Below are 20,723 nucleotides of genomic sequence, written 5' to 3' on the forward strand. Positions count from 1 at the left end.
CTTATTCCCCGAGCGACTGGCTAAAATCGGCTCATCGAAAGGAGTGCAACGGCCACGACTGGCTGTGCGCATGCTGCTTTATTAGGTATTTTGTTGATCACAAAATCTGATTAAATCTTCAACTGATAATGGTTTGCTGAGTAAATAACCTTGCAGGTAGTTAACACCGTGCTGTGCTAAATAGTGGAGTTGTTGTTCAGTTTCAACGCCTTCAGCCACGGTTTCAATATTCAGCTTATTAGCCAACATTAAAACGGCGTCTAAAACCGGTGCGGCCACGGTATTAATACCGATGGTACTGACAAACCCACGATCAATTTTAATATAATCTAACGTAAAACGTTCTAAATAGATTAGGGCACTATGGCCAGTGCCAAAGTCATCGACCGCGATTTTTACGCCTTGTGAACGCATCCACGCAAATTGTTCGATGGCCAATTCTTCTTCAACCATGCCTCGTTCAGTAATCTCGAATACAGGGGAGAAGATATCAGTATTCAATCGCTGCAACATTTGGCTGACATCTTTACGGAAGTCATCATCAACCAGATGAACAGGCGATATATTGAAGGCAAGTTTAGCGCCGACTGGAATGTGACTTGCAATTAATTCACTGTCTCTGATGATTAAATCAAATAAGTGCCGAGTCAGTGGTTGTATTAAATGCTGAGTTTCCGCGTAGGGAATAAAAAGCTCCGGTGAGATTCGCCCTTCAATGGGGTGCTTCCAACGAATCAGCGCCTCTAGCCCTGTTATTGTACGGTCTTGTGAACGGAATACGGGCTGATATTCAACAAAGAATTCACCACGGCGGATACCGCGTAGAATTTCAGCTTCGGCACTTTGGCTCGCCACTAAAATGTAATAAGCCAAAATACCGACCAAACCTGCCAGCAATAGGCCACCCAATAGGGTCATGCGAATATCATCTGCTGTCAGACTGGTATGGTAAATTAAAACCTTAATAGGGTAGCCGGGGACTTGCACCTCACGCGCTGGCTTGGCCGGTAACTGGCTGAGCGGGATGACTTTAGAATCAAAGGTTGTTACGGCTAACTCATCAATAATAATGGCGAGGCCGTTAACTTGAGTATTCGAGTAATTCAGTAGTAAATAGGGATGCAATGTTAATTCTAATGTCGCGAGTACCCCGTTATTACCGCGACCCGCCTCACGCAGCCAAACACCAATAGCCGGTTTACTTGGCATCATTGGGGTACCTTGTTGAATTTTGAAATCCAACGGCTGATTTGAATTAATTTTGGGGTATAGCACGCTGACCGGAACATCCATCTCTCCGGTTGCTGAAGAGCAATATGCTCTATTATTTCGCACTAATAAGAATGCCCTCACACCATTTGTAAATGCAGCCCGATAGTGAAGGCTGGGGCTAGCTTGCACGCAACTTTCAGCGCTCAGGGGTATAAGCTGAGACATTGTCGTTGTCAGTTCATTTAGAAACTGTGACGAATAAGAAATAATGTGATCACTTTGTGTCGTGAGTTTACGTTCGCTGCTGCGATACAGTAATAGCAAAGTAATAATGACAAAACAGAGAAAGAAAACGAGTGCGAGGATGACACTTTTTTTAACAAGATGGCGTCTGGATAAAATATTGCGTGAGAAAGCACTGCTTGAACCCATGTTACTTTGCTCCTCAGCATGTCCAGAAAGTGGTACGAGTATAAGTTAAGTTAGCAGCTAGACGCCACCAGTTTGCCAATGGGAAAATTCGACATTAATTAGCTTATCAAATTGAATTTATACCCAACATAAATAAAGATGCGCTCTAAATGCACCTATTACTAAAACCATAAGAAACATTAGTAAAACCATGAGAAACATATTTACGGATATTTTGTAATATATATCAGTAAAACAAATCTTCAGCTTATTAATGCAACGTGCATATTCTTATCTAGGATAATCGTTGGCTAATAGGCCTTCGTACCAGAAAAGTCTTGCTTAAGAACGCGGATTTTACACAGATAATTCTTGAATATCGCGATTACCAACAAAAAAAGAGATTTCCTACAAGTTGATCAGACGTTGGCTAGTGTGGGGGACAGGCAATAAAAAACGCTGCCAAGGCAGCGTTTTAGTATTTCGTTTGGTATCTCGGACAACAGGAATAAAATCTGCTAGCTGCGCGAACCGCTACTTAGCACTCGGCGCCCATCGCGATAACGCTTATTCCAATAATCTTCGTTTAGGCTCGATATTGTCACACCGACACTTGTCGAGGCATGAACAAATTTATCGTTACCTAGATAGATACCAACATGGCGGCCAGTCGAACCCGCTCGGAACAGCACTAAATCACCGGGACGCAATTTAGTACGTTGGATTTTTTTACCGAGATCTTGCTGCTCAGAAGTCGAGCGCGGTAAATCCATACCAAATTGTTCACGGAAAGTCGTTTGTACAAAGGCAGAACAATCGATTCCACGCTTCGTGCTACCGCCTAAACGATAACGAACCCCTTTCCACCCTGCATACTGTTCTAAGATTTTCGACTTGACGTCAACGTTGCGCACCATCGCTTCGAATTCATCCTGAGAGGCTTGCAGTAAAAGCCCATCTTTGTCATTAACTGCACGCATCTCAGTTTGCGAATTATGTAAGTTCGAAGTCTGTGGTGAACTACACGCTGATAACATTACCGCTGCTGCAACCGCAGGAATGACCCGCAGAATATATCTCATAATAGGTTGAGACTTGACCATTGTTGTTGTTTTCCCTTGCTGTCCTTACGACGGATGTCGCTACCAAAATGCCAAACGAATCGAGATTATGGCTTGTGGTCCGATGAGACAATCACTTAACCGAATAAATGTGCAGAAACGCACAATATTAATCAGGACAGCGGTGAGAATACTGATATCCGAGCACAAACGTTTTTGAGATTACCGTAATGATTAATAAAAGGCGAGGGGTTTTATAGCCATTATTTTACGAAATGTTAATGTAACAGAATGTGATATTTTATATTAATGTGGAATAGGTGAATTTGTAACCGTTTGGTGATCATAAATGAGAGGGAGTATTAATGAGGGAGGGCAAGAAATAAACTCATTTGCCTCTCCCCTATTGATGCAAGTTAATGCCGATTGGCACCTGGTAAGCGCCGATTGATGGCATCAATGACCTTATCGCTCAGCGGTGTCAGCAATACCCAACTTGACCCCACCAGTACGACTGAAAGTGAACCCACCGCGATATCAGTGAACCAATGTGCGCCAATCATCACGCGTGGTAACGAGAAGATAACCACAATCAGTAATGCGATAACAAACGCCCCACGGGAGAAGTAGCGCAGCATAAAACAGGCAAAAATCATCAACATCATGCCATGGTCGCCGGGGAAGCTATCGCTAGAAGCATCTTTCGTTGGGATACCGGTTAATTCACTGACGCGATTAACGTTCTCAAACACCAGCGTAGGGCTGGGATGAGAAACCGGCAGCAGGTGCCCTAATTGGTTCAGGATAACGGCGGTTAACAACATCACAAATCCCATGACGATCAAACGGCGGCGGCCAGCCGGCGTTTCCTTCATAAAGAAGTAAAGATAAAGCGCGCCCATACACAGCAAAGAAATGGCATCGAAAGCACGATTATTAGTGACTGCCACTAAATGCAAGAACGAAGGGCTGGAGAGCAGGTGTTGGTTGAAATAGAAGAAAATTGCCGAATCTATTTTAAACCAAAAACCGTGATTCGCAGGAATATACCAAGATAGAAAAAGGACTATCCCGAGTAAATTGAGCAGTAGTATTGTCGGTAAATGACGACGGGTCATGCGCTGGCCTATAAATTTTCAATGTATTGATAGAGTAAAAAGTATGAATGGTGTAAAAAGTCGGGGCGTATCATACCCCGTTACTTAAACGGATATTCAGTAATTCATGTTGTAATTTGTTCCAGTCTATTTCAGTTGCGTTAATTAGTTCAATTCGGCTATCGAGCGGTGGTATTTGGCGGGTCTCTATTTGTAAGTCTGCCCCTTGGCGATTAATGACTAATGTGCCTTCAGCAATACGCATTACCCCTTTGACCCGTTCAGCCGGATTCAATCGTACCCACTCCAATAGTGGAACCGTATCAAATACGGTATCTGCATGAAATATCCAACCACAACTCAGATAATCTTGACCTTGATTAAGTGCTCGACGCCAAGGTTCAGCGCCTTTCAAGCTGAGTGCTGCCAACCCTTTTTTCTGCTGTGCGCCATGATGATGTGTGCCGTCGGGTAATTCATTATGATTAGTGTGTGGTATATCGAGTAATGCCACATCAATTTTGCCTTGCTCAGCGTAATACAGTGGGCGGGTGACTGACTGCTGTTCCTGCCATTGCTGTAAGGCGGTGTAATCCGCGGCGCTATAAGTATCTCGCTTATTCGCCACAATAATATCCGCAGCGGCTAATTGGTCGCGGAAATTCTCATTTTCTGTGTACCGAGGCTCACTCAATTGGCGGGCATCTAATAGACTGATTGTGGCGCGTAAATCAATCCAAGGCAGATAAGTCTCGGCGGTTAATAATGACAATATCTGTTTTGGATGGCCCAATCCTGTTGGCTCGATGAGCAAACGATCGGGTTTTGCTTGTTGTAGCAGCATGTTCAGACCCACTTGCATGGGTAAACCATTAACGCAACACATACATCCGCCCGGTATTTCTTTCAATACTGCGCCGCTGTCTGCTAACAGCGCACCATCAATCCCAATCTCACCAAATTCATTGACCAGAACAGCCCACTTTTCATTTTCTGGCTTCTGTGAAAGTAAATGGCGAATCGTGGTGGTTTTACCGCACCCCAGAAAGCCGGTAATCAGGTTGGTTTTTGTCATTTTAGGCCTCCGGTATAAAAAATTTTTTTAAATAAATTATCAAGGTGATAACTATTTCCAAGGTGATAATCAGAAAGGAGATAACCCCGAGTAAACTTATTTTTGAATGAAATGTACGCAAATAGAGAATATTTCCTAGGATGCGTAGGAATCCTGCCTAATCGTTATACACCGATAAGAAATATAATTCACTTCTTCGAGGTATTTTAGTGAGTTATAGACCGAGTAGGGCAATAAAAATTGCTCTAACATTCGTATTGCTCTGGCTGAAATCCTCTATCTTTAAAATGACAGATATGAGAGACGAGGTGGTTATGAGCAATTATCGGGTACAAATTATCTTAGCGATAATGTTTTCATGGATAATCTCTTTCCCTGCAAGTAGTGCGCAATCCAACCTGTCAGTTTCAGGCACAATTACATTTCACGGTGCCATTGTAGACAGTCCATGTAATACGGCGGTAGTGAATCAAACGATGACAACAAGTTGTTATCGTAATGGCGAAACCCTGACTCATCGACAACCTCTTACACGTAATATGCCTTTACTCTCACAGTTACCGGGTAATTTAGCGTCTTCTCGTTTGGAATGGCTAAATCCGCAGCGTAGCTTGGGCATAATGACAGTGAGTTACCTTTAATATTTCCAGTCGTATTATTCTCAATGGCATCAAGTCACGGCTTATCATCTCGATAAGCCGTGATAAACCTCATAATGCTGTTTGACCGCATGATATACTCACCTCATTCAAACACCCTTTTGGTCAGGCCAATTAAGCCTATCGATAATTTCCATATCGATGCTAACAGCGTGATGCAGGAAATAAGGTTATGCGGTTATATCAGGAAGTGGGCAGTCAACTGCGCGAATCCATTGTTAACGGGCAGTACAAGTTAGGCGATCGTTTACCGCCTGAGCGTGATATCGCTGAAAATTTCAGCGTCAGTCGCAGTGTAGTGCGTGAAGCACTGATTATGCTGGAGCTGGAAAAGTTGATTGAAGTGCGTAAAGGCTCCGGTGTTTACGTGGTCAATGTGCCAGATACCTTATCAGAGGGGGAATCTGCTGTTTCCGCTGACAGTGGATATGGCCCCTTTGAGCTGTTGCAAGCCCGCCAACTGTTGGAAAGTGAAGTCGCTGCGTTCGCTGCTATGCAGGCTACCAAGGCCGATATCATTAAAATGCGACATGCTATTGAGCTGGAGAAAACGGCACTGGCAGCGGGTGCTGTGGATGAAAGTGCTGATGAGTTATTTCATTGCCTGCTAGCGCAATCGACACAAAATAGCGTCCTAGCTAATATGGTTGCAGAAGCCTGGCAAGCCAGGAAAACCAGCGCGATGTGGCAGGGGGCTCACAGTCATACGATTGATTTTAGTTACCGCTGGCAATGGTTGGAAGACCACCAAAAAATCCTGCAAGCCGTATTACGTCGCGACAGTAAAGCTGCCAAGCAAGCCATGTGGCAGCATTTGGAGAACGTTAAAATTAAGCTGCTGGCACTTTCTGATGCGGATCATCCGGATTTTGACGGGTATTTGTTTGAATCAGCGCCGAATCAGTTAGAAGAGTAATGATCCCACCCCTGATCGTTTGGCGCTGTCGATGGACAACGCCAATGATTGGTGGGGTACTATCGGCTGAATAACATTTATTTAGCCGCAGCATTTAGGCATAGTAGTATTTAGCCCTAGTCGTATTCAGCCGATAGTATTCAGCCACGGCATTAATTCTGCAACGCTAGTCGCTTAACACACTCTTTAGCCCCAAATTTTTGCAAACTGAGATAAGCCTCAGTGACCGCTTGAACAAATTCTTGCTGCTGTGGCAAGGATTCACCAAACAGTGATTTCAACGAGAGCAAACTCTGCACGCGCGCAATGCCATCTTCGCTGTTAGCGACGCACTTCTTAAAGCTATCAACCATAGGGTCACGGATATCAATAGGTTGACCACTATCATCGACACCACTGACATAACGCATCCAACCGGCGATACCCAATGCCAGGCAACGATAGCTTCCTCCGTGCTGGAGATGCCAGCGTACAGAATCCAACATCCGCTGTGGTAATTTCTGGCTACCATCCATCGCAATTTGCCATGTGCGATGTTTGAGTGCCGGATTGCAATAGCGTTCGATCAATTGGTCCGCATAAGCATTGAGATCAACACCTGTGACGCGCAAAGTGGGAGCCTGTTCTTCCATCATTAAGCGACGTGCGGTTAAACGATAGTTATCGTCAGCCATGCAATCATTAATGTGCTGATAACCCGCCAGATAACCCAAATATGAGAGATAAGAATGGCTCCCGTTGAGCATACGCAGCTTCATTTCTTCAAAGGGTAAAACATCGTCAACCAATTGCACGCCAGCCACTTGCCAATCTGGGCGGCCAGCCACAAATTTGTCTTCGACCACCCACTGAATGAACGGCTCGCAGGCTATACCACAAGGGTCAGCAACAGTAAGAGCATCAGCGATTTCTTGTAGAGATTCAGGTGTGGCCGCGGGAACAATGCGATCAACCATCGTATTGGGGAAAGTCACATTTTGGCTGATCCATTGGGCTAATTCGGGGTTGCGAGCGGTTGCCAATCCCATCACGGCATTTTTGACCACATGACCATTTTCCGGAATGTTATCGCAGGACAGCACGGTAAATGGCGGCAAACCCCGTAAACGACGCAGACGCAGTGCTTCGACCAAAATTCCTGGCGCTGAGGTTGGCGCATCCGGTATGGCCAAATCGGCGCGGACAAATTCATTTTGCAGATCTAACTGACCTGTACCCGGCTCGATGCAATAACCTTTTTCCGTAATGGTCAGAGAAACAATGGCGACCTGTGGTTCAGCTAATTTTTCCAGCACCTGCATGATGCCATCTAACCGAGCATGCACCGACTCGCAAACGGAACCGACAATAATGGCCTGATGACCTTGCGCACCTTTTTCCAGAACGGAAAAGAGATGATCTTGTTGGCGTAAATTTTGAATCAAGACATCGCCACCAAACAGACTGACTTCACATATCCCCCAGTCCCCCCCTTGCTTATTGAGCACTCGGTCGGTCAGGAGTGCTTGATGGGCGCGATGGAATGCACCAAAACCGATGTGAACAATACGGCTTTTCAGCGCTGCTCTATCATAAGTAGGTCGCTGTACATTGGCTGGAAGTGTGCTGTTGGCAATGGTGTTCATGCGTTACTCCAAAATTATTCACCCCGATGATGAAGGGTTGACATAAAAAGTGGCAGATAAAAGTTATTAGACCAGTTTCAGTTGGCGATCCGTAGGAAAAAAAAGCCACAGCATACCGACCATTTTCTTTTGCTTGTTGCCATGAATATCGGCTTGCAGTGTAAAGCCATATGACAGAAAATAAAATTGGTAAGTCCAATTTTGATTATATTCGTGAGTTGGATCAACCAATGAGGTTTTGCTTTTTGACACGCAACGTATAAAGCGTAAGGATAAAGCTGAGTGATACCTCTTGGAAATCGGTATAACAACATTTTTAGCACCTGAACAGTTTACGCATACGCAGAAGGTAGAAAATAAATGGAACAAACATGGCGTTGGTATGGACCGAATGATCCGGTGTCGTTAGATGATATCCGTCAGGCGGGGGCAACCGGAGTAGTGACGGCATTACATCACATCCCAAATGGCGAAGTCTGGCCGGTAAGTGAAATTAAACAACGTCAGGCTGAATTAGCGGCGAAAGGGTTGGTGTGGTCGGTAGTGGAAAGCGTACCGATCCATGAAGAGATCAAAACCCACAGTGGCAATTATCAGCAACATATTGAGAATTACCAACAAACCCTGCGAAACCTTGCAGCCTGCGGTATTGATACTGTGTGCTACAACTTTATGCCCGTGCTGGATTGGACACGAACGGATCTGGAATATCAATTGCCAGATGGCTCCAAAGCATTGCGTTTTGATCAGATAGCTTTTGCGACCTTCGAGTTACACATTCTGAAACGCCCTGGTGCTGTCAATGACTACACTGCTGAAGAGCAAGCACAGGCGGCAGATTATTTCGATGCCATGTCTGAGGCGGATATCGCTAAATTGACGGGCAATATCATTGCAGGTCTACCGGGCGCAGAAGAAGGTTATACGTTGGATCAATTCCGTGCACGTCTGGCGGAGTATGACGGCATCGATAAAGCGCAATTGCGGGAAAATATGGCTTATTTCTTGCGCGCCATTATCCCAGTAGCAGAACAAGTTGGGTTGCGTATGGCGGTTCACCCTGATGATCCACCGCGTCCAATTCTCGGCTTGCCGCGTATTGTTTCGACCATCGAAGATATGCAGTGGCTGAAGGAAACCGTTGATAGCATTCATAACGGTTTTACCATGTGTACCGGTTCTTACGGCGTTCGCGCGGATAATGATTTGGTCAAAATGATCGAAACCTTTGGGGATCGTATCCACTTTACCCATTTGCGCTCAACATGCCGCGAAGGGAATCCGAAAACCTTCCATGAAGGCGGTCATTTGCAAGGCGATGTCGATATGTATTCCGTGGTTAAAGCGATTTTAACGGAAGAGCAGCGTCGTCAGACCGCCGGTGATATGCGTCCGATCCCGATGCGACCAGACCACGGGCACCAGATGCTAGATGATTTGCATAAGAAAACCAATCCAGGGTATTCAGCGATTGGTCGGTTGAAAGGGTTAGCTGAAGTGCGCGGTGTGGAGTTGGCGTTGAAGAGGGCGTTCTTCCCTGAGTTCAAATAACATCCCCGTCAGTTTTCAAATTGCCTGTGTGTTGGCTGCATTCTCCGTAGCCAGTGTTCGGTCAATAAACTAAGTTGTCAATGAATTAAGGGCCGACTTCCGGCCCTTAATATCGATACAATCCCTTAATCCCTACTTAGCGAGATGAAGGGGATTACTCTGCGCGGCCCATATAACGGCGTTCCGCAATATGGATACGGATCTTTTCACCTGGGCTGATATATTCTGGCACCTGAATGGATAGACCGGTACTCATCACAGCTGGTTTGTTACGGGCGCTGGCTGATGCCCCTTTGATGCTAGGCGCTGTCTCAACAATTTCCATATCAACGGTTTGCGGCAATTCTAACGCCAGCAATTGGCCATCCATGGTTAACACTTGCATACCCGGCATACCGCCTTCAGGGATAAACAACAGCTCATCTTCGATCTGTTCTTTTTTGAAGTTATATGGCGTGTAATCTTCATCATCCATAAAGACGTATTCGTCGCCATCGATATAAGAGAAATTCACAGAACGACGCGTCAGGGTGATGGTATCGAGGATCTCATCGCCTTTAAAACGCTCTTCAACTTTTAAACCTGTACGCACATCAGAAAAACGCATTTTATACAGGGTACTTGCGCCACGGGCGCTTGGGCTTTGCACATCAATATCTTTCACCAGCAGCAATTTGCCGTTGAGGTTGACTGCCATACCACGTTTAATTTCGTTAGCTCTTGCCATAAAAATAACCGCCAATCAGGGTTGAAGATAAGTTGCGACAACTTACCCGTGCCAGATGATTCAGGCAAGCAGATAGCGCAAAAAAGCGTAAGATTTTCGAGGCCAAATTGACCTTACGCATACACTGGCAAAAGGCCGAACAGTGCGGCGATGTGCGCGACCGCATTCACCAGGCCAAACAGGATAATAAAGCCAATCATAAAGCGGCCCCCCGGTGCCCGGTAAACGGCTTTCGGGAAGCGCTGACGGCTGGCGCGCGCCATCAGTGCTGGCACGATCACCGCCCAAATGGTGGCGGCTAAGCCGGCGAAGCCAATGGCGTATAAGAAGCCGTTAGGGAACAGCAGCGCGCCAAGGGTTGGTGGTACAAAAGTGATTAATGCAGACTTAGTTCGCCCGCTGCGGTTATCAGAGAATTTGAAGAAATCAGCAATGTAATCGAACAGACCAAGGGATACCCCGAGGAACGAGCTTGCGAGTGCCATATAAGAAAACGCATTGAGTAATTGGCTGGTGGCTTGACTGGTCGACACGCTATCCATTTGTTTTAGCAAACTGCCGATATTGCCACCATCAGCAATCACTTGTTTGAAAGCATCCCGAGCGATATTGCCCTGAATGGCATACTGCCATAACACATAGATAACCAGTGCGATCAAGGTGCCGTACAGCAGACTACGTACCACAGCCTTACTGTCTTTTTGATAATATTTCACCAGTCCTGGCACATTACCGTGATAGCCGAATGAGGTTAGCAAGTAGGGCAGTGCCGCCAGTGCATAAGGTAAATAATGAGCATTACTGTCAGTTTGATTAAATAGAACAGTGCTTTGCACGTGACTAAACATATCGCCGACGGACATGACAAAGGTGATAACCATACCGCCGATTAAGATCGTACTCAGGCGGTCAACAGCGCGAGTCGATAACCAAACAATAAAGGCCACCAATACGGCAAAGATAAAACCTGATTCAGTTTGGCCGATGCCCGCCACGTTTTGCAGCGTATGCGTGATAATTGAGCCACCGGCAGAGATATAGGCGTAAGTCAGAATATAAAGCACGAAGGTTATCGACAGCCCATTGATTGAGCTCCACACCTTACCGAGCAAATCTTTCACCATGGTGTGAAAGCTCGCCCCAGTCGGGTAGTTCAGGTTAGCTTCCAGAATCATTAGGCCGGATATCAACATACAAGCCCACGTATAAATCAGCAGCATGACTGAACCGCTAAACCATACCCCAGCCGTCACAATTGGGATTGAAAACATACCCGCGCCCACGGCAGTGCCTGCGATAATCATCGCGCCACCGAGGACGGAAGGTCGTGATAACGGTTGGGATAAATCCATCGACATCTTTTCTCCAAATTCCCTTTATCTTTGCGATGGGAATCAATTGTGTTGGGAACTAATAATTGTGTTGGGAATAAAGAATAGTGATAACAGTTCTTTCGTACTAGCTTAATGGTACATTATGCCACTAGTACTGTAAACAGTTGAATATACTTTCGCTAATTAATTAACCAGTGATTCATTTGGCTCTTAAGCCTTTACTTGATGATATATCGGCTAGAATGATTTGGTTTTGGTTGAAAAATAAACTGAAATGAAAAGGGGAAAATGGAAGCGTGCGAATAAGAATGCTCAATACGACACAGTTCAATAATAGTACTGGTAGTGACGCCGGGTGATTGCTATGGTCCGCACTCATACCACTGGCCTACAGGAGCTTGCTGATGGAATGTCGCTCAAATTGCGGTGCTTGCTGTATTGCTCCTTCGATTTCCAGCCCGATCCCCGGTATGCCTTTTGGCAAGCCAGCGAATACTCGTTGCCTGCATTTGGATGACGATATGCGCTGTGCTATTTTTCACTCCCCCGCACGCCCAGCAGTCTGTGCCAGCCTACAAGCTTTGCGTGAGATGTGTTTTGATACTCGCGAGCAGGCGCTAGTGTACCTCATTGAGTTGGAGGCTGAGACTGCGCCTTAACCGATGGCAAGTTATACCGATTTAAGATGCGTCGTCAGCATGATAAAACTGCTGATTAAGCCATAAATCAATCGCGTTGCGGCTGGCTTCAAAGTGCGGTTCCGGTAATTCATGTGGGTTACACCAAACCCATTGCTGACATTTCTCGGGTTCCTTCAGCTCAGGCTGCCCACCGGTATGCTGTGCCAGTAAACAAACTGAAACCGTATGTTTACCCTCTTCACGCCAAGTAGCGATATTATTGCAAAGCGCAATAACCTTTATCTTGTTGATATCCAATCCGGTTTCTTCGAAAACTTCGCGTTTCGCCGCCTGTTCAAATGACTCTCCAATCTCCATGTGACCACCTGGAATCGACCAATAAGGCGCATGCTGACTGCAACGTTTACCGAGCAAGATATCACCTTGCTGATTAACAATGATGACCCCTACACCAACCATAACTGACATCGTGTTCACTCCTTATGGATGACTGTCAGCAACCATCAGCGGATGTGGCTGATTAACTGCTGACATAAACCTATTCACGGTAAAAATGTGCTGAACATCAAAAATTCATCAAGAATAAAAGCAGAAAACTTGCATATATTCTTAGTCGGAAACAAACTCCTTGAAACGTTTCAGCGTTATCTCGTCACCAAATGATAAAGGGTAACGCGCTTTTTTCTCATTAAAGCTGAAACGATTCAACTTCAGCAAGAGAGGAGATATATGTTCCAGTTATCGACGAAAGATATCCATCTGGCTGCGCACGCAGACAGCAAAAACGAGGCTATCACTCAGGTGGCGGCTGCACTGACTCAAGCGGGTTGCGTAGAGGCGGCATATGTTGATGGTATGCTGGCGCGCGAGCAGCAAACATCCACCTATCTGGGCAATGGCATTGCTATTCCACATGGTACCACTGATACTCGCGATTTGGTGCTGAACACGGGTGTGCAGGTTTTCCAATTCCCGCAGGGTATTGCGTGGGGTGAGGATCAAACGGCTTATATCGTTATCGGCATTGCTGCCCGTTCTGATGAACATTTGGCCTTGCTACGTCAGTTAACTCATGTCTTGAGCGATGATGCGATTGCAGCCCAACTGGCAAAAACCACCTCTGCTGAAGAGTTGCGCAGTTTGCTGATGGGCGAGAAAAAATCGGCTGAATTCCACTTCGACACTTCGCTCATTGCCCTCGATGTTGCTGCTGACAACCTGATCACGCTGCAAGCGTTGAACGCGGGCCGTTTACAGCAAATTGGTGCAGTTGATGCGCGTTTTGTTAGCGATGTCATTACCCGTGAACCTCTGAATCTGGGGCAGGGTATCTGGCTGAGTGACAGCACCGAAGGTAATTTGGTGAGCGCGGCGACGGTAAGCCGTCCTGCCAGTGTATTTGAACATCAAGGCGAGAAAGTGGCTCTGCTGCTGACGCTCTCTGTTGCTGATGATCAGCCGTTCTCAGTGTTGAACTATCTCAGCGATTTGCTGTTGGCGAAAAAAGCTGATGTTTTGCTGAACGCGGATGCTGCTGCATTGTTGGCACTGTTAACCAGCGAGTATGTCGAGCAAAAAGAGCTATTAAGCGCTGAGTTTGTCATCCGTAATGAGCACGGGTTACATGCACGACCAGGGACGATTTTAGTCAATACAATCAAACAGTTTACCAGTGAAATCACCGTGACCAATTTGGACGGCACCGGTAAACCCGCTAATGGACGTAGTCTGATGAAAGTTGTGGCTTTAGGGGTTAAAAAAGGAAATCGCCTGCGCTTTACCGCCAGTGGCGAAGATGCGCAGGGTGCACTGGATGCGATTGGTGAAGCGATTGCCGCGGGTTTGGGTGAGGGGGCGGTATGAGCAGAAGAGTTGCAACCATTACGCTGAATCCTGCGTATGACTTGGTGGGTTTTTGCCCTGAAATCGAACGTGGTGAAGTCAATTTGGTCAAAACCGCTGGCCTGCATGCCGCTGGTAAAGGGATCAATGTTGCCAAGGTGCTGAAGGACTTGGGCATTGATGTCACCGTCGGTGGTTTCTTGGGGAAAGATAACCAAGATGGCTTCCAACTGCTGTTCAGCGAACTGGGCATTGCCAACCGTTTTCAGGTGGTACCGGGTCGTACCCGTATCAACGTCAAACTGACTGAAAAAGATGGCGAAGTCACTGACTTTAACTTCTCCGGCTTTGAAGTCACCAAGCCTGATTGGGACCGCTTTGTGAACGACTCGCTGAGTTGGTTAGGCCAATTCGACATGGTCGCGGTCAGCGGTAGCTTACCTGCTGGTGTCAATCCTGATGATTTCACCGACTGGATGAAACGCCTACGTTCTCAATGTCCGTGCATCATTTTTGACAGTAGCCGTGAAGCGCTGGTGGCTGGGCTGAAAGCCTCGCCTTGGTTGGTGAAACCCAATCGCCGTGAACTGGAAATTTGGGCCGGCCGCCCATTACCAGAATTAAGTGATGTGGTTGAAGCCGCACACGCCTTACGTGACGAAGGGATCGCCCACGTGGTGATTTCTCTCGGTGCAGAAGGGGCTCTGTGGGTCAACGCCTCCGGTGCTTGGCTGGCAAAACCACCTGCTTGTGAAGTGGTCAGTACTGTCGGTGCAGGTGACTCCATGGTGGGTGGCCTTATCTATGGATTATTAATGCGTGAGTCCAGCGAGCATACGCTGCGTCTGGCGACAGCTGTCGCTGCTTTGGCCGTTAGTCAGAGTAATGTGGGTATTACGGATCGCCCGCAGTTAGCCGCCATGATGGCAAAAGTCGATCTGAAACCCTTTAATTAATATCCGGAGGCGAAATGAAAACGCTACTAATAATAGACAGTTCGCTCGGGCAGGCCAGAGGCCACCTCGCGACACTGATGTTGGGCGCTGCGGCGGCAAAAGCAGGACTGAGCTGGGTTGAAAGCGCAGCGGATGCAGAGTTGGTGATTGTTGCTGGGCAATCTGTCCCTGCTGACAGCGTGCTGAATGGCAAAAAACTCTATCTCGGTGATGTCGAAAAAGCCGTACGCGATCCGGATGCTTTCTTAGCGCAAGCCATCGCGCAGGCTAAACCGTACCAAGCCGCAGTGACGGCATCCGCGCCGGTTGCAGCAGCGCAGGGCCCGAAACGTATCGTGGCGATTACCGCCTGTCCAACAGGGGTAGCGCACACCTTTATGGCTGCTGAAGCCATTGAAAGTGAAGCGAAAAAACGTGGCTGGTGGGTGAAGGTCGAAACTCGCGGTTCCGTGGGTGCAGGTAATGCGATCACGCCGGAAGAAGTGGCTGCGGCAGATTTAGTTATCGTGGCGGCTGATATCGAAGTGGATCTCGATAAGTTTGCCGGTAAGCCAATGTACCGCACGACGACAGGTCTGGCATTGAAGAAAACCGTGCAGGAATTAGACAAGGCACTGGTGGAAGCAGAGTTGTATCAGCCAAAAACAGGCAGCAGCGCGGGGACTGGCACCAAGAAAGCAGAAACTGGCGGTCCATATCGTCACCTGTTGACCGGTGTTTCTTACATGTTACCGATGGTGGTCGCGGGGGGCTTGTGTATCGCACTCTCCTTCGTATTCGGTATCAAAGCGTTTGAAGTCAAAGGCACATTGGCTGCGGCCTTGATGCAAATCGGCGGCGGTTCTGCCTTTGCTCTGATGGTGCCCGTATTGGCCGGCTTTATTGCGTTCTCGATTGCTGACCGTCCAGGTTTAACGCCAGGTTTAATTGGCGGTATGTTAGCGGTCAGCACCGGTGCGGGTTTCCTTGGCGGTATCATTGCCGGTTTCCTTGCGGGTTATGTGGCGAAAGCCATCAGCACTAAGCTGCAATTACCGCAAAGTATGGAAGCGCTCAAACCGATACTGATTATTCCGCTTGTTGCGAGCTTAATTGTGGGTTTGGTGATGATTTATGTGGTCGGTACGCCGGTAGCAAAAATCATGACTGGACTGACAAATTGGTTGCAATCGATGGGTACGGCGAATGCGGTACTGCTGGGCGCGATTCTCGGTGCGATGATGTGTACTGACATGGGGGGGCCAGTTAACAAAGCGGCCTATGCTTTTGGTGTGGCGCTGCTGAGTTCTTCAGTTTATGCACCGATGGCAGCCATCATGGCGGCGGGGATGGTTCCACCACTGGCAATGGGTCTGGCAACTTTATTGGCCCGTCACAAGTTCGATAAAGGTGAGCAAGAAGGGGGCAAAGCGGCGCTGGTTCTGGGGCTGTGCTTTATCTCTGAAGGGGCGATTCCTTTTGCCGCTCGTGACCCAATGCGTGTCTTGCCGTGCTGTATCGCGGGTGGCGCATTGACTGGTGCACTCTCCATGGCATTCGGCGCGCAACTGATGGCACCTCATGGCGGCTTGTTCGTACTGCTTATCCCAGGGGCGATTCATCCTGTGCTGTTATATCTGGTGGCTATCATCGCCGGAACCGTATTAGCAGGCGGTGCTTACGCGATGCTGAAACGTCCTGATGCGGTCGTGGCTAAAACGGCGTAATACTGATTTGATTTGTTATGCATGACTCGATTTTTAAAACAGGGATCGATTAGTGTAAAAATAAAAAACCGGCCTCAAGTGCCGGTTTTTTTTATCGGGATACCTATTATTCCGCCTGCGACTTCAACCAAGCAATTTCTTCGGCCCAGATATCTGGATTGACGGTTTCTAGGATGAGCGGGATATTATCGAAACGCGTATCGCGCATAATATAGCTGAACACGGTTTTACCGATATTCCCTTCACCGAGGCTGTGATGGCGGTCCACACGGCTATTAAATTCGCTTTTCGCATCATTGAGATGCATACCGCGTAAATACTGGAAACCGACAATTTCACCGAGCTGCTTGAAGGTGTGCTCGCAATCGGCCTCAGTACGCAAATCATAGCCAGCAGCGAAAGCGTGGCAGGTATCAATACACACGCCGACACGGCTTTTATCTTCCACGCCGTCAATGATGGCGGCCAGATGTTCAAACTTAAAGCCCAGATTGCTCCCTTGACCGGCAGTATTTTCGATCACCGCCGTGACACCTTCACTGGCATCTAATGCGATATTGATTGATTCGGCAATCCGCGCTAAACACTTATCCACATCGATTTGCAGTAAATGGCTGCCGGGGTGGAAGTTCAGTAATGACAACCCTAGTTGTTGGCAGCGGAGCATTTCATCAATAAAGGCTTCACGAGATTTCTCCAGCGCTTCAATAACCGGATGACCCAAGTTAATCAGATAGCTGTCGTGAGGCAAAATTTGAGCCGATGTGTAGCCATATTGCTCGCAAGCTTGCTTAAACTTCTCTATGACACTTTCAGCTAGCGGGGCTGCTTGCCACTGGCGCTGATTCTTGGTAAACAAAGCAAAGGCAGTCGCCTTAATCTCATGTGCCCGAATCACCGCCTGATCGACGCCCCCCGCGGCACTAACGTGTGCTCCGACAAATTTCATTCCATTCTCCTCTGATGACCGAATCATTATGGCATTGATAGTGGCATGAATGAATGGCGAAAAGGGTAGGAAAAGAAAAGGGCCGCTGATGCTACCCTGAGATAGCTGAAAAAGTAGCCATTGCGGCGAGGACAAGCAGATCGTAACGACGCCGTAAAATCATCCCTGATGGCTCGAGCCGCGCCATCCTTGGCGCGGACGCTTTACTCTTCTGCCTGTCCTCACCGTTCTAGGTCGAGTCATCGGTGTTAGTCAGCAGTCTGAGAGCCGCTGATGCATCCCTTGGTTTATTTATACAGTCGCTATTTTATGCCATAAAATGCTGGACCACTAAGTTGATTCCTGTACCGCCCACCAGTAACCAGATAAATAGCAGCAGTGCGAGTAATATCGGTTTAACTCCAGCCTGACGAATAGAGCCGATATGAGTGGTGAGTCCTAATGCGACCATGGCCATGGCCAATAAAATGGTATCAAGCGTAATTAAGTGGCTCACCCATGCAGCAGGCAGCAGATTCAGTGAGTTAAACCCAGCGACCAGAATAAATACCACCGCAAACCAAGGAATGGTGATGGCACTTTTTTCTCGTTTTGTTGCATTGGTTTTCACGCTACTACGGCCCAAGTAAGCGGAAAGCAACAGCAAGAAAGGTGCTAGCATCATCACGCGGATCATTTTAGTAATGACCGCAGCATTTTCAGCATCAGGGCCAATGGCATGACCCGCAGCGACCACTTGTGCTACTTCATGAATCGTCGAGCCGGCAAAGATACCGAAGGTTTCCTGACCAAAGGGTAGCCATTGATAATGCAGGTTTAACTGATATAGCCATGGGTAGACAAAAATGGCTAATGTACCGAAAATCACCACGGTTGCGACGGCCACGGCGACTTTGCTGGCGTCGGCTTTCAGTACCGGTTCTGTGGCCATAATGGCGGCGGCACCGCAAATGCTACTGCCAGCACCAATTAACATCACGGTTTGTTGATCCAAACCAAAGACACGTTTACCTAGCCAACAGGCTAAGATAAAGGTGGAACTTAATGTTAAAATATCAATCATAATACCTGTGGCACCGACATCCGCCACTTGCTGAAAGGTGAGTCGGAAACCGTACAAAATGATCCCTAACCGGAGCAAATGTTGTTTGGCCAGTAAGACGCCATCCGAGCAAACGGGTTGTACCCAAGGGTACAAAGTATTGCCAACGATGATGCCGAAGATAATGGCCAATGTCAGCGCACCCAAGCCCATATTGATAAACCACGGCATATCACCCACTGTCAGTGCCAACCCAGTAATCACACCGGTTAACACCAAGCCCGGAAGGTAGCGGGGCAGGGTGAACTGTTGTGGTCGAGGGAGTTCTTTAGTATGAGACGTTGCCATGTTGATATCCTATTGCCTGTGAAGATTGCGTATAGTTTAACGACTTCGGCAATAATAGATAAATTCATTATATATTTATAATCAATCGATATAACTGGTAAAGGAGGGACGTCATGCAGGCCGCATGATAAGGATGAAACTGATTAAGTTTATCACAATGGAAATGTGTAACGGATGATGGTAGCTGTCACCCTATAAAGAGGGATTCTTGATATGAAAAAAGAGAAACATGAAAAGTCGTTGTGGGTGATATTGACGATTGCTGCATTTATTTATTTGTTTATCCCACCTTATTTGATGGCTTATTTTTTTATGTCATTTAATTTGACGCCTTTTAATATTGCTTCTTTGCCACATTTTAATCCGTTTAAGGTTGAACGAGGTATCCCTTTATCCCAAACTTTCGTTTATCTGTTAGTTATATGGTTGATTGTAAACATAGTTATCAGTGCATTCGCTGCTTTTGTATATTATATCTTCTTTCAATCAAATGAGAACGAATAGCCTGCTTCGCACTTAATTTCATTTCCCTATGACCTCCCGCTTTTGCTCAAAGGTGTTAATCTTATACGGTCATTGAGGCTATTTTCTTTTCTGTCAGTTATTGTATTTGCAACGGATATATGAGTTCAGTAGCATCCTGCAACTGACCAGTAAAGCCATGATAGCGTCCTCCATTTTTTACTACAGAGACCGTTATGCACATAACCTTACGTCAACTTGAAGTCTTTACTGAGGTGCTAAAAAGCGGCTCGACGACCCAAGCCTCGGTTGTGCTCGCGCTTTCACAATCGGCAGTCAGCGCTGCGTTGGCGGATTTGGAAGGGCAATTAGGGGTACAACTGTTTGATAGGGTCGGTAAGCGCTTAGTCACTAATGAACATGGGCGTTTGCTCTATCCCAAAGCCTTGGCGTTAATTGATCAAACGATTGAAATAGAACAACTTTTCCTGAATGACTTGGGCGCGCTGCGCATTGCAGCCAGTAGCACTATCGGCAACTATATGTTACCGGGCATGATTGCCAAATATCGGCGCGATTTTCCTGGTACGCCGCTCGAACTGAATATTGGTAACAGTCAGGACGTCATCGAAGCGGTGGCTGATTTTCGCGATGATATGGGGCTGATTGAGGGGCCTTGCCACATGCCGGAGTTGAAGACACAGGCATGGTTGCAAGATGAATTAGTCGTTTTCGCCGCGCCTGATAACCCGCTCTGCCATAAAATGCTCACACTTGATGCACTCGCTGGCGCGGATTGGATCCTACGTGAACGCGGATCGGGCACTCGTGAGGTGTTGGATCATTTGCTATTGGCAAAATTGCCGCACTTTAAATTGGTCATGGAATTGGGTAATTCGGAAGCTATTAAGCGCGCAGTAAGATATGGCATGGGCATTAGTTGTCTGTCGAGAAGGGTGATTGCCGATCAACTGGCGAGTGGAGAACTGGTTGAACTGAAAATCCCATTACCCACATTGGTTCGTACTTTGTACTTGATTCATCATCGGCAAAAGCACATCTCTAATGCTTTGCAGCGGTTCCTGAGTTATTGCCAAGAAGACAACTGA

20 protein-coding genes are annotated in these 20,723 nt (G+C 47.1%); 9 read left to right on the forward strand and 11 right to left on the reverse strand.

Annotated features, from left to right (window positions below):
- Positions 1-81 precede the first annotated feature (81 nt).
- The 4 genes from BN68_RS01680 to BN68_RS01695 all read right to left on the reverse strand — a co-directional run bounded on the left by BN68_RS01680 (position 82) and on the right by BN68_RS01695 (position 4,856).
- Entirely contained in the window at positions 82-1,644 is a 1,563-nt protein-coding gene (locus BN68_RS01680; RefSeq protein WP_019209416.1) for a cyclic di-GMP phosphodiesterase, read from the reverse strand.
- 497 nt (positions 1,645-2,141) lie between these two features.
- A complete protein-coding gene (gene mepS / locus BN68_RS01685; protein ID WP_019209417.1) occupies positions 2,142-2,726 on the reverse strand; it encodes a bifunctional murein DD-endopeptidase/murein LD-carboxypeptidase in 585 nt (194 codons plus the stop codon).
- A 374-nt stretch (positions 2,727-3,100) separates the two neighbouring features.
- Positions 3,101-3,802: a phosphatase PAP2 family protein gene (locus BN68_RS01690; RefSeq protein ID WP_019209418.1), complete on the reverse strand. Its 702-nt coding sequence runs from the start codon at positions 3,800-3,802 to the stop codon at positions 3,101-3,103.
- Between the two features lie 70 nt (positions 3,803-3,872).
- Entirely contained in the window at positions 3,873-4,856 is a 984-nt protein-coding gene (locus BN68_RS01695; protein ID WP_019209419.1) for a CobW family GTP-binding protein, read from the reverse strand.
- 314 nt (positions 4,857-5,170) lie between these two features.
- Between BN68_RS01695 and BN68_RS24475 the strand changes: the two genes are divergently transcribed.
- Together BN68_RS24475 and BN68_RS01705 are read left to right on the forward strand one after the other, a co-directional pair.
- Positions 5,171-5,497, forward strand: coding sequence for a type 1 fimbrial protein (locus BN68_RS24475; RefSeq protein ID WP_042806481.1), 327 nt, complete (start codon positions 5,171-5,173; stop codon positions 5,495-5,497).
- Between the two features lie 190 nt (positions 5,498-5,687).
- Positions 5,688-6,431, forward strand: coding sequence for a GntR family transcriptional regulator (locus BN68_RS01705; protein WP_019209420.1), 744 nt, complete (start codon positions 5,688-5,690; stop codon positions 6,429-6,431).
- A 152-nt stretch (positions 6,432-6,583) separates the two neighbouring features.
- On the opposite strand, the gene BN68_RS01710 is transcribed toward BN68_RS01705, so the two are convergent.
- Together BN68_RS01710 and BN68_RS24225 are read right to left on the reverse strand one after the other, a co-directional pair.
- Complete coding sequence (locus tag BN68_RS01710; protein ID WP_019209421.1) at positions 6,584-8,056, reverse strand: mannitol dehydrogenase family protein; 1,473 nt, start codon at positions 8,054-8,056, stop codon at positions 6,584-6,586.
- Between the two features lie 66 nt (positions 8,057-8,122).
- Positions 8,123-8,308 carry a hypothetical protein gene (locus tag BN68_RS24225; RefSeq protein WP_019209422.1) on the reverse strand — a complete coding sequence of 62 codons (186 nt, stop codon included), beginning with the start codon at positions 8,306-8,308 and terminating at the stop codon, positions 8,123-8,125.
- A 108-nt stretch (positions 8,309-8,416) separates the two neighbouring features.
- Here BN68_RS24225 and uxuA point away from each other — a divergent pair, with 108 nt between their 5' ends.
- Positions 8,417-9,607, forward strand: a complete 1,191-nt coding sequence (gene uxuA / locus BN68_RS01720) for a mannonate dehydratase (protein WP_019209423.1) — start codon at positions 8,417-8,419, stop codon at positions 9,605-9,607.
- A 154-nt stretch (positions 9,608-9,761) separates the two neighbouring features.
- On the opposite strand, the gene yeiP is transcribed toward uxuA, so the two are convergent.
- Complete coding sequence (gene yeiP, locus BN68_RS01725; RefSeq protein ID WP_019209424.1) at positions 9,762-10,334, reverse strand: elongation factor P-like protein YeiP; 573 nt, start codon at positions 10,332-10,334, stop codon at positions 9,762-9,764.
- Positions 10,335-10,447: 113 nt separating this feature from the next.
- Positions 10,448-11,692, reverse strand: a complete 1,245-nt coding sequence (gene mtr, locus BN68_RS01730) for a tryptophan permease (protein WP_019209425.1) — start codon at positions 11,690-11,692, stop codon at positions 10,448-10,450.
- A 380-nt stretch (positions 11,693-12,072) separates the two neighbouring features.
- On the opposite strand from mtr, the gene BN68_RS01735 reads away from it, so the two are divergent.
- On the forward strand, positions 12,073-12,327 hold the full coding sequence (locus BN68_RS01735; protein ID WP_019209426.1) for a YkgJ family cysteine cluster protein: 255 nt from the start codon (positions 12,073-12,075) through the stop codon (positions 12,325-12,327).
- Between the two features lie 21 nt (positions 12,328-12,348).
- Here the strand turns inward: BN68_RS01735 and BN68_RS01740 are convergent, their stop codons facing one another.
- A complete protein-coding gene (locus tag BN68_RS01740) occupies positions 12,349-12,777 on the reverse strand; it encodes a nucleotide triphosphate diphosphatase NUDT15 (protein ID WP_019209427.1) in 429 nt (142 codons plus the stop codon).
- A gap of 261 nt (positions 12,778-13,038) precedes the next feature.
- Here BN68_RS01740 and fruB point away from each other — a divergent pair, with 261 nt between their 5' ends.
- From fruB to fruA, 3 genes are read left to right on the forward strand one after another with little or no spacing between them, the layout of a single operon-like run.
- The gene (fruB, locus tag BN68_RS01745) at positions 13,039-14,172 is read left to right on the forward strand and encodes a fused PTS fructose transporter subunit IIA/HPr protein (RefSeq protein ID WP_019209428.1); all 1,134 of its coding nucleotides are present in this window, start codon (positions 13,039-13,041) and stop codon (positions 14,170-14,172) included.
- Positions 14,169-15,107 (forward strand): 1-phosphofructokinase, encoded by a 939-nt coding sequence (gene fruK, locus BN68_RS01750; RefSeq protein ID WP_019209429.1) that lies wholly within the window; start codon positions 14,169-14,171, stop codon positions 15,105-15,107. The genes fruB and fruK overlap by 4 nt, the downstream gene beginning before the upstream one ends.
- A 14-nt stretch (positions 15,108-15,121) precedes the next feature.
- Positions 15,122-16,813, forward strand: coding sequence for a PTS fructose transporter subunit IIBC (fruA, locus tag BN68_RS01755; protein WP_019209430.1), 1,692 nt, complete (start codon positions 15,122-15,124; stop codon positions 16,811-16,813).
- A 106-nt stretch (positions 16,814-16,919) separates the two neighbouring features.
- Here the strand turns inward: fruA and nfo are convergent, their stop codons facing one another.
- Together nfo and BN68_RS01765 are read right to left on the reverse strand one after the other, a co-directional pair.
- A complete protein-coding gene (gene nfo / locus BN68_RS01760) occupies positions 16,920-17,762 on the reverse strand; it encodes a deoxyribonuclease IV (protein WP_019209431.1) in 843 nt (280 codons plus the stop codon).
- A gap of 307 nt (positions 17,763-18,069) precedes the next feature.
- Positions 18,070-19,152, reverse strand: a complete 1,083-nt coding sequence (locus BN68_RS01765; protein ID WP_019209432.1) for a YeiH family protein — start codon at positions 19,150-19,152, stop codon at positions 18,070-18,072.
- Positions 19,153-19,365: 213 nt separating this feature from the next.
- Between BN68_RS01765 and BN68_RS01770 the strand changes: the two genes are divergently transcribed.
- Positions 19,366-19,656, forward strand: a complete 291-nt coding sequence (locus BN68_RS01770) for a hypothetical protein (RefSeq protein ID WP_019209433.1) — start codon at positions 19,366-19,368, stop codon at positions 19,654-19,656.
- 194 nt (positions 19,657-19,850) lie between these two features.
- The gene (gene yieE, locus BN68_RS01775) at positions 19,851-20,723 is read left to right on the forward strand and encodes a DNA-binding transcriptional regulator YeiE (protein WP_019209434.1); all 873 of its coding nucleotides are present in this window, start codon (positions 19,851-19,853) and stop codon (positions 20,721-20,723) included.

It is taken from the genome of Yersinia massiliensis CCUG 53443 (assembly GCF_000312485.1).
In the GTDB taxonomy this organism is placed as follows: Bacteria; Pseudomonadota; Gammaproteobacteria; order Enterobacterales; family Enterobacteriaceae; genus Yersinia; species Yersinia massiliensis.

Excerpts from the sequence above, each read along its gene's own strand:
- fruA (WP_019209430.1), top strand. The coding sequence starts at position 15,122 with ATGAAAACGCTACTAATAATAGACAGTTCGCTCGGGCAGGCCAGAGGC.
- BN68_RS01740 (WP_019209427.1), bottom strand. The coding sequence starts at position 12,777 with ATGTCAGTTATGGTTGGTGTAGGGGTCATCATTGTTAATCAGCAAGGT.
- BN68_RS24475 (WP_042806481.1), top strand. The coding sequence starts at position 5,171 with ATGAGCAATTATCGGGTACAAATTATCTTAGCGATAATGTTTTCATGG.
- BN68_RS01765 (WP_019209432.1), bottom strand. The coding sequence starts at position 19,152 with ATGGCAACGTCTCATACTAAAGAACTCCCTCGACCACAACAGTTCACC.
- BN68_RS01710 (WP_019209421.1), bottom strand. The coding sequence starts at position 8,056 with ATGAACACCATTGCCAACAGCACACTTCCAGCCAATGTACAGCGACCT.
- BN68_RS01735 (WP_019209426.1), top strand. The coding sequence starts at position 12,073 with ATGGAATGTCGCTCAAATTGCGGTGCTTGCTGTATTGCTCCTTCGATT.
- fruB (WP_019209428.1), top strand. The coding sequence starts at position 13,039 with ATGTTCCAGTTATCGACGAAAGATATCCATCTGGCTGCGCACGCAGAC.
- BN68_RS01680 (WP_019209416.1), bottom strand. The coding sequence starts at position 1,644 with ATGGGTTCAAGCAGTGCTTTCTCACGCAATATTTTATCCAGACGCCAT.
- mepS (WP_019209417.1), bottom strand. The coding sequence starts at position 2,726 with ATGGTCAAGTCTCAACCTATTATGAGATATATTCTGCGGGTCATTCCT.
- BN68_RS01695 (WP_019209419.1), bottom strand. The coding sequence starts at position 4,856 with ATGACAAAAACCAACCTGATTACCGGCTTTCTGGGGTGCGGTAAAACC.
- yieE (WP_019209434.1), top strand. The coding sequence starts at position 19,851 with ATGCACATAACCTTACGTCAACTTGAAGTCTTTACTGAGGTGCTAAAA.
- nfo (WP_019209431.1), bottom strand. The coding sequence starts at position 17,762 with ATGAAATTTGTCGGAGCACACGTTAGTGCCGCGGGGGGCGTCGATCAG.
- BN68_RS01690 (WP_019209418.1), bottom strand. The coding sequence starts at position 3,802 with ATGACCCGTCGTCATTTACCGACAATACTACTGCTCAATTTACTCGGG.
- uxuA (WP_019209423.1), top strand. The coding sequence starts at position 8,417 with ATGGAACAAACATGGCGTTGGTATGGACCGAATGATCCGGTGTCGTTA.
- BN68_RS01705 (WP_019209420.1), top strand. The coding sequence starts at position 5,688 with ATGCGGTTATATCAGGAAGTGGGCAGTCAACTGCGCGAATCCATTGTT.
- yeiP (WP_019209424.1), bottom strand. The coding sequence starts at position 10,334 with ATGGCAAGAGCTAACGAAATTAAACGTGGTATGGCAGTCAACCTCAAC.
- mtr (WP_019209425.1), bottom strand. The coding sequence starts at position 11,692 with ATGTCGATGGATTTATCCCAACCGTTATCACGACCTTCCGTCCTCGGT.
- BN68_RS01770 (WP_019209433.1), top strand. The coding sequence starts at position 19,366 with ATGAAAAAAGAGAAACATGAAAAGTCGTTGTGGGTGATATTGACGATT.
- fruK (WP_019209429.1), top strand. The coding sequence starts at position 14,169 with ATGAGCAGAAGAGTTGCAACCATTACGCTGAATCCTGCGTATGACTTG.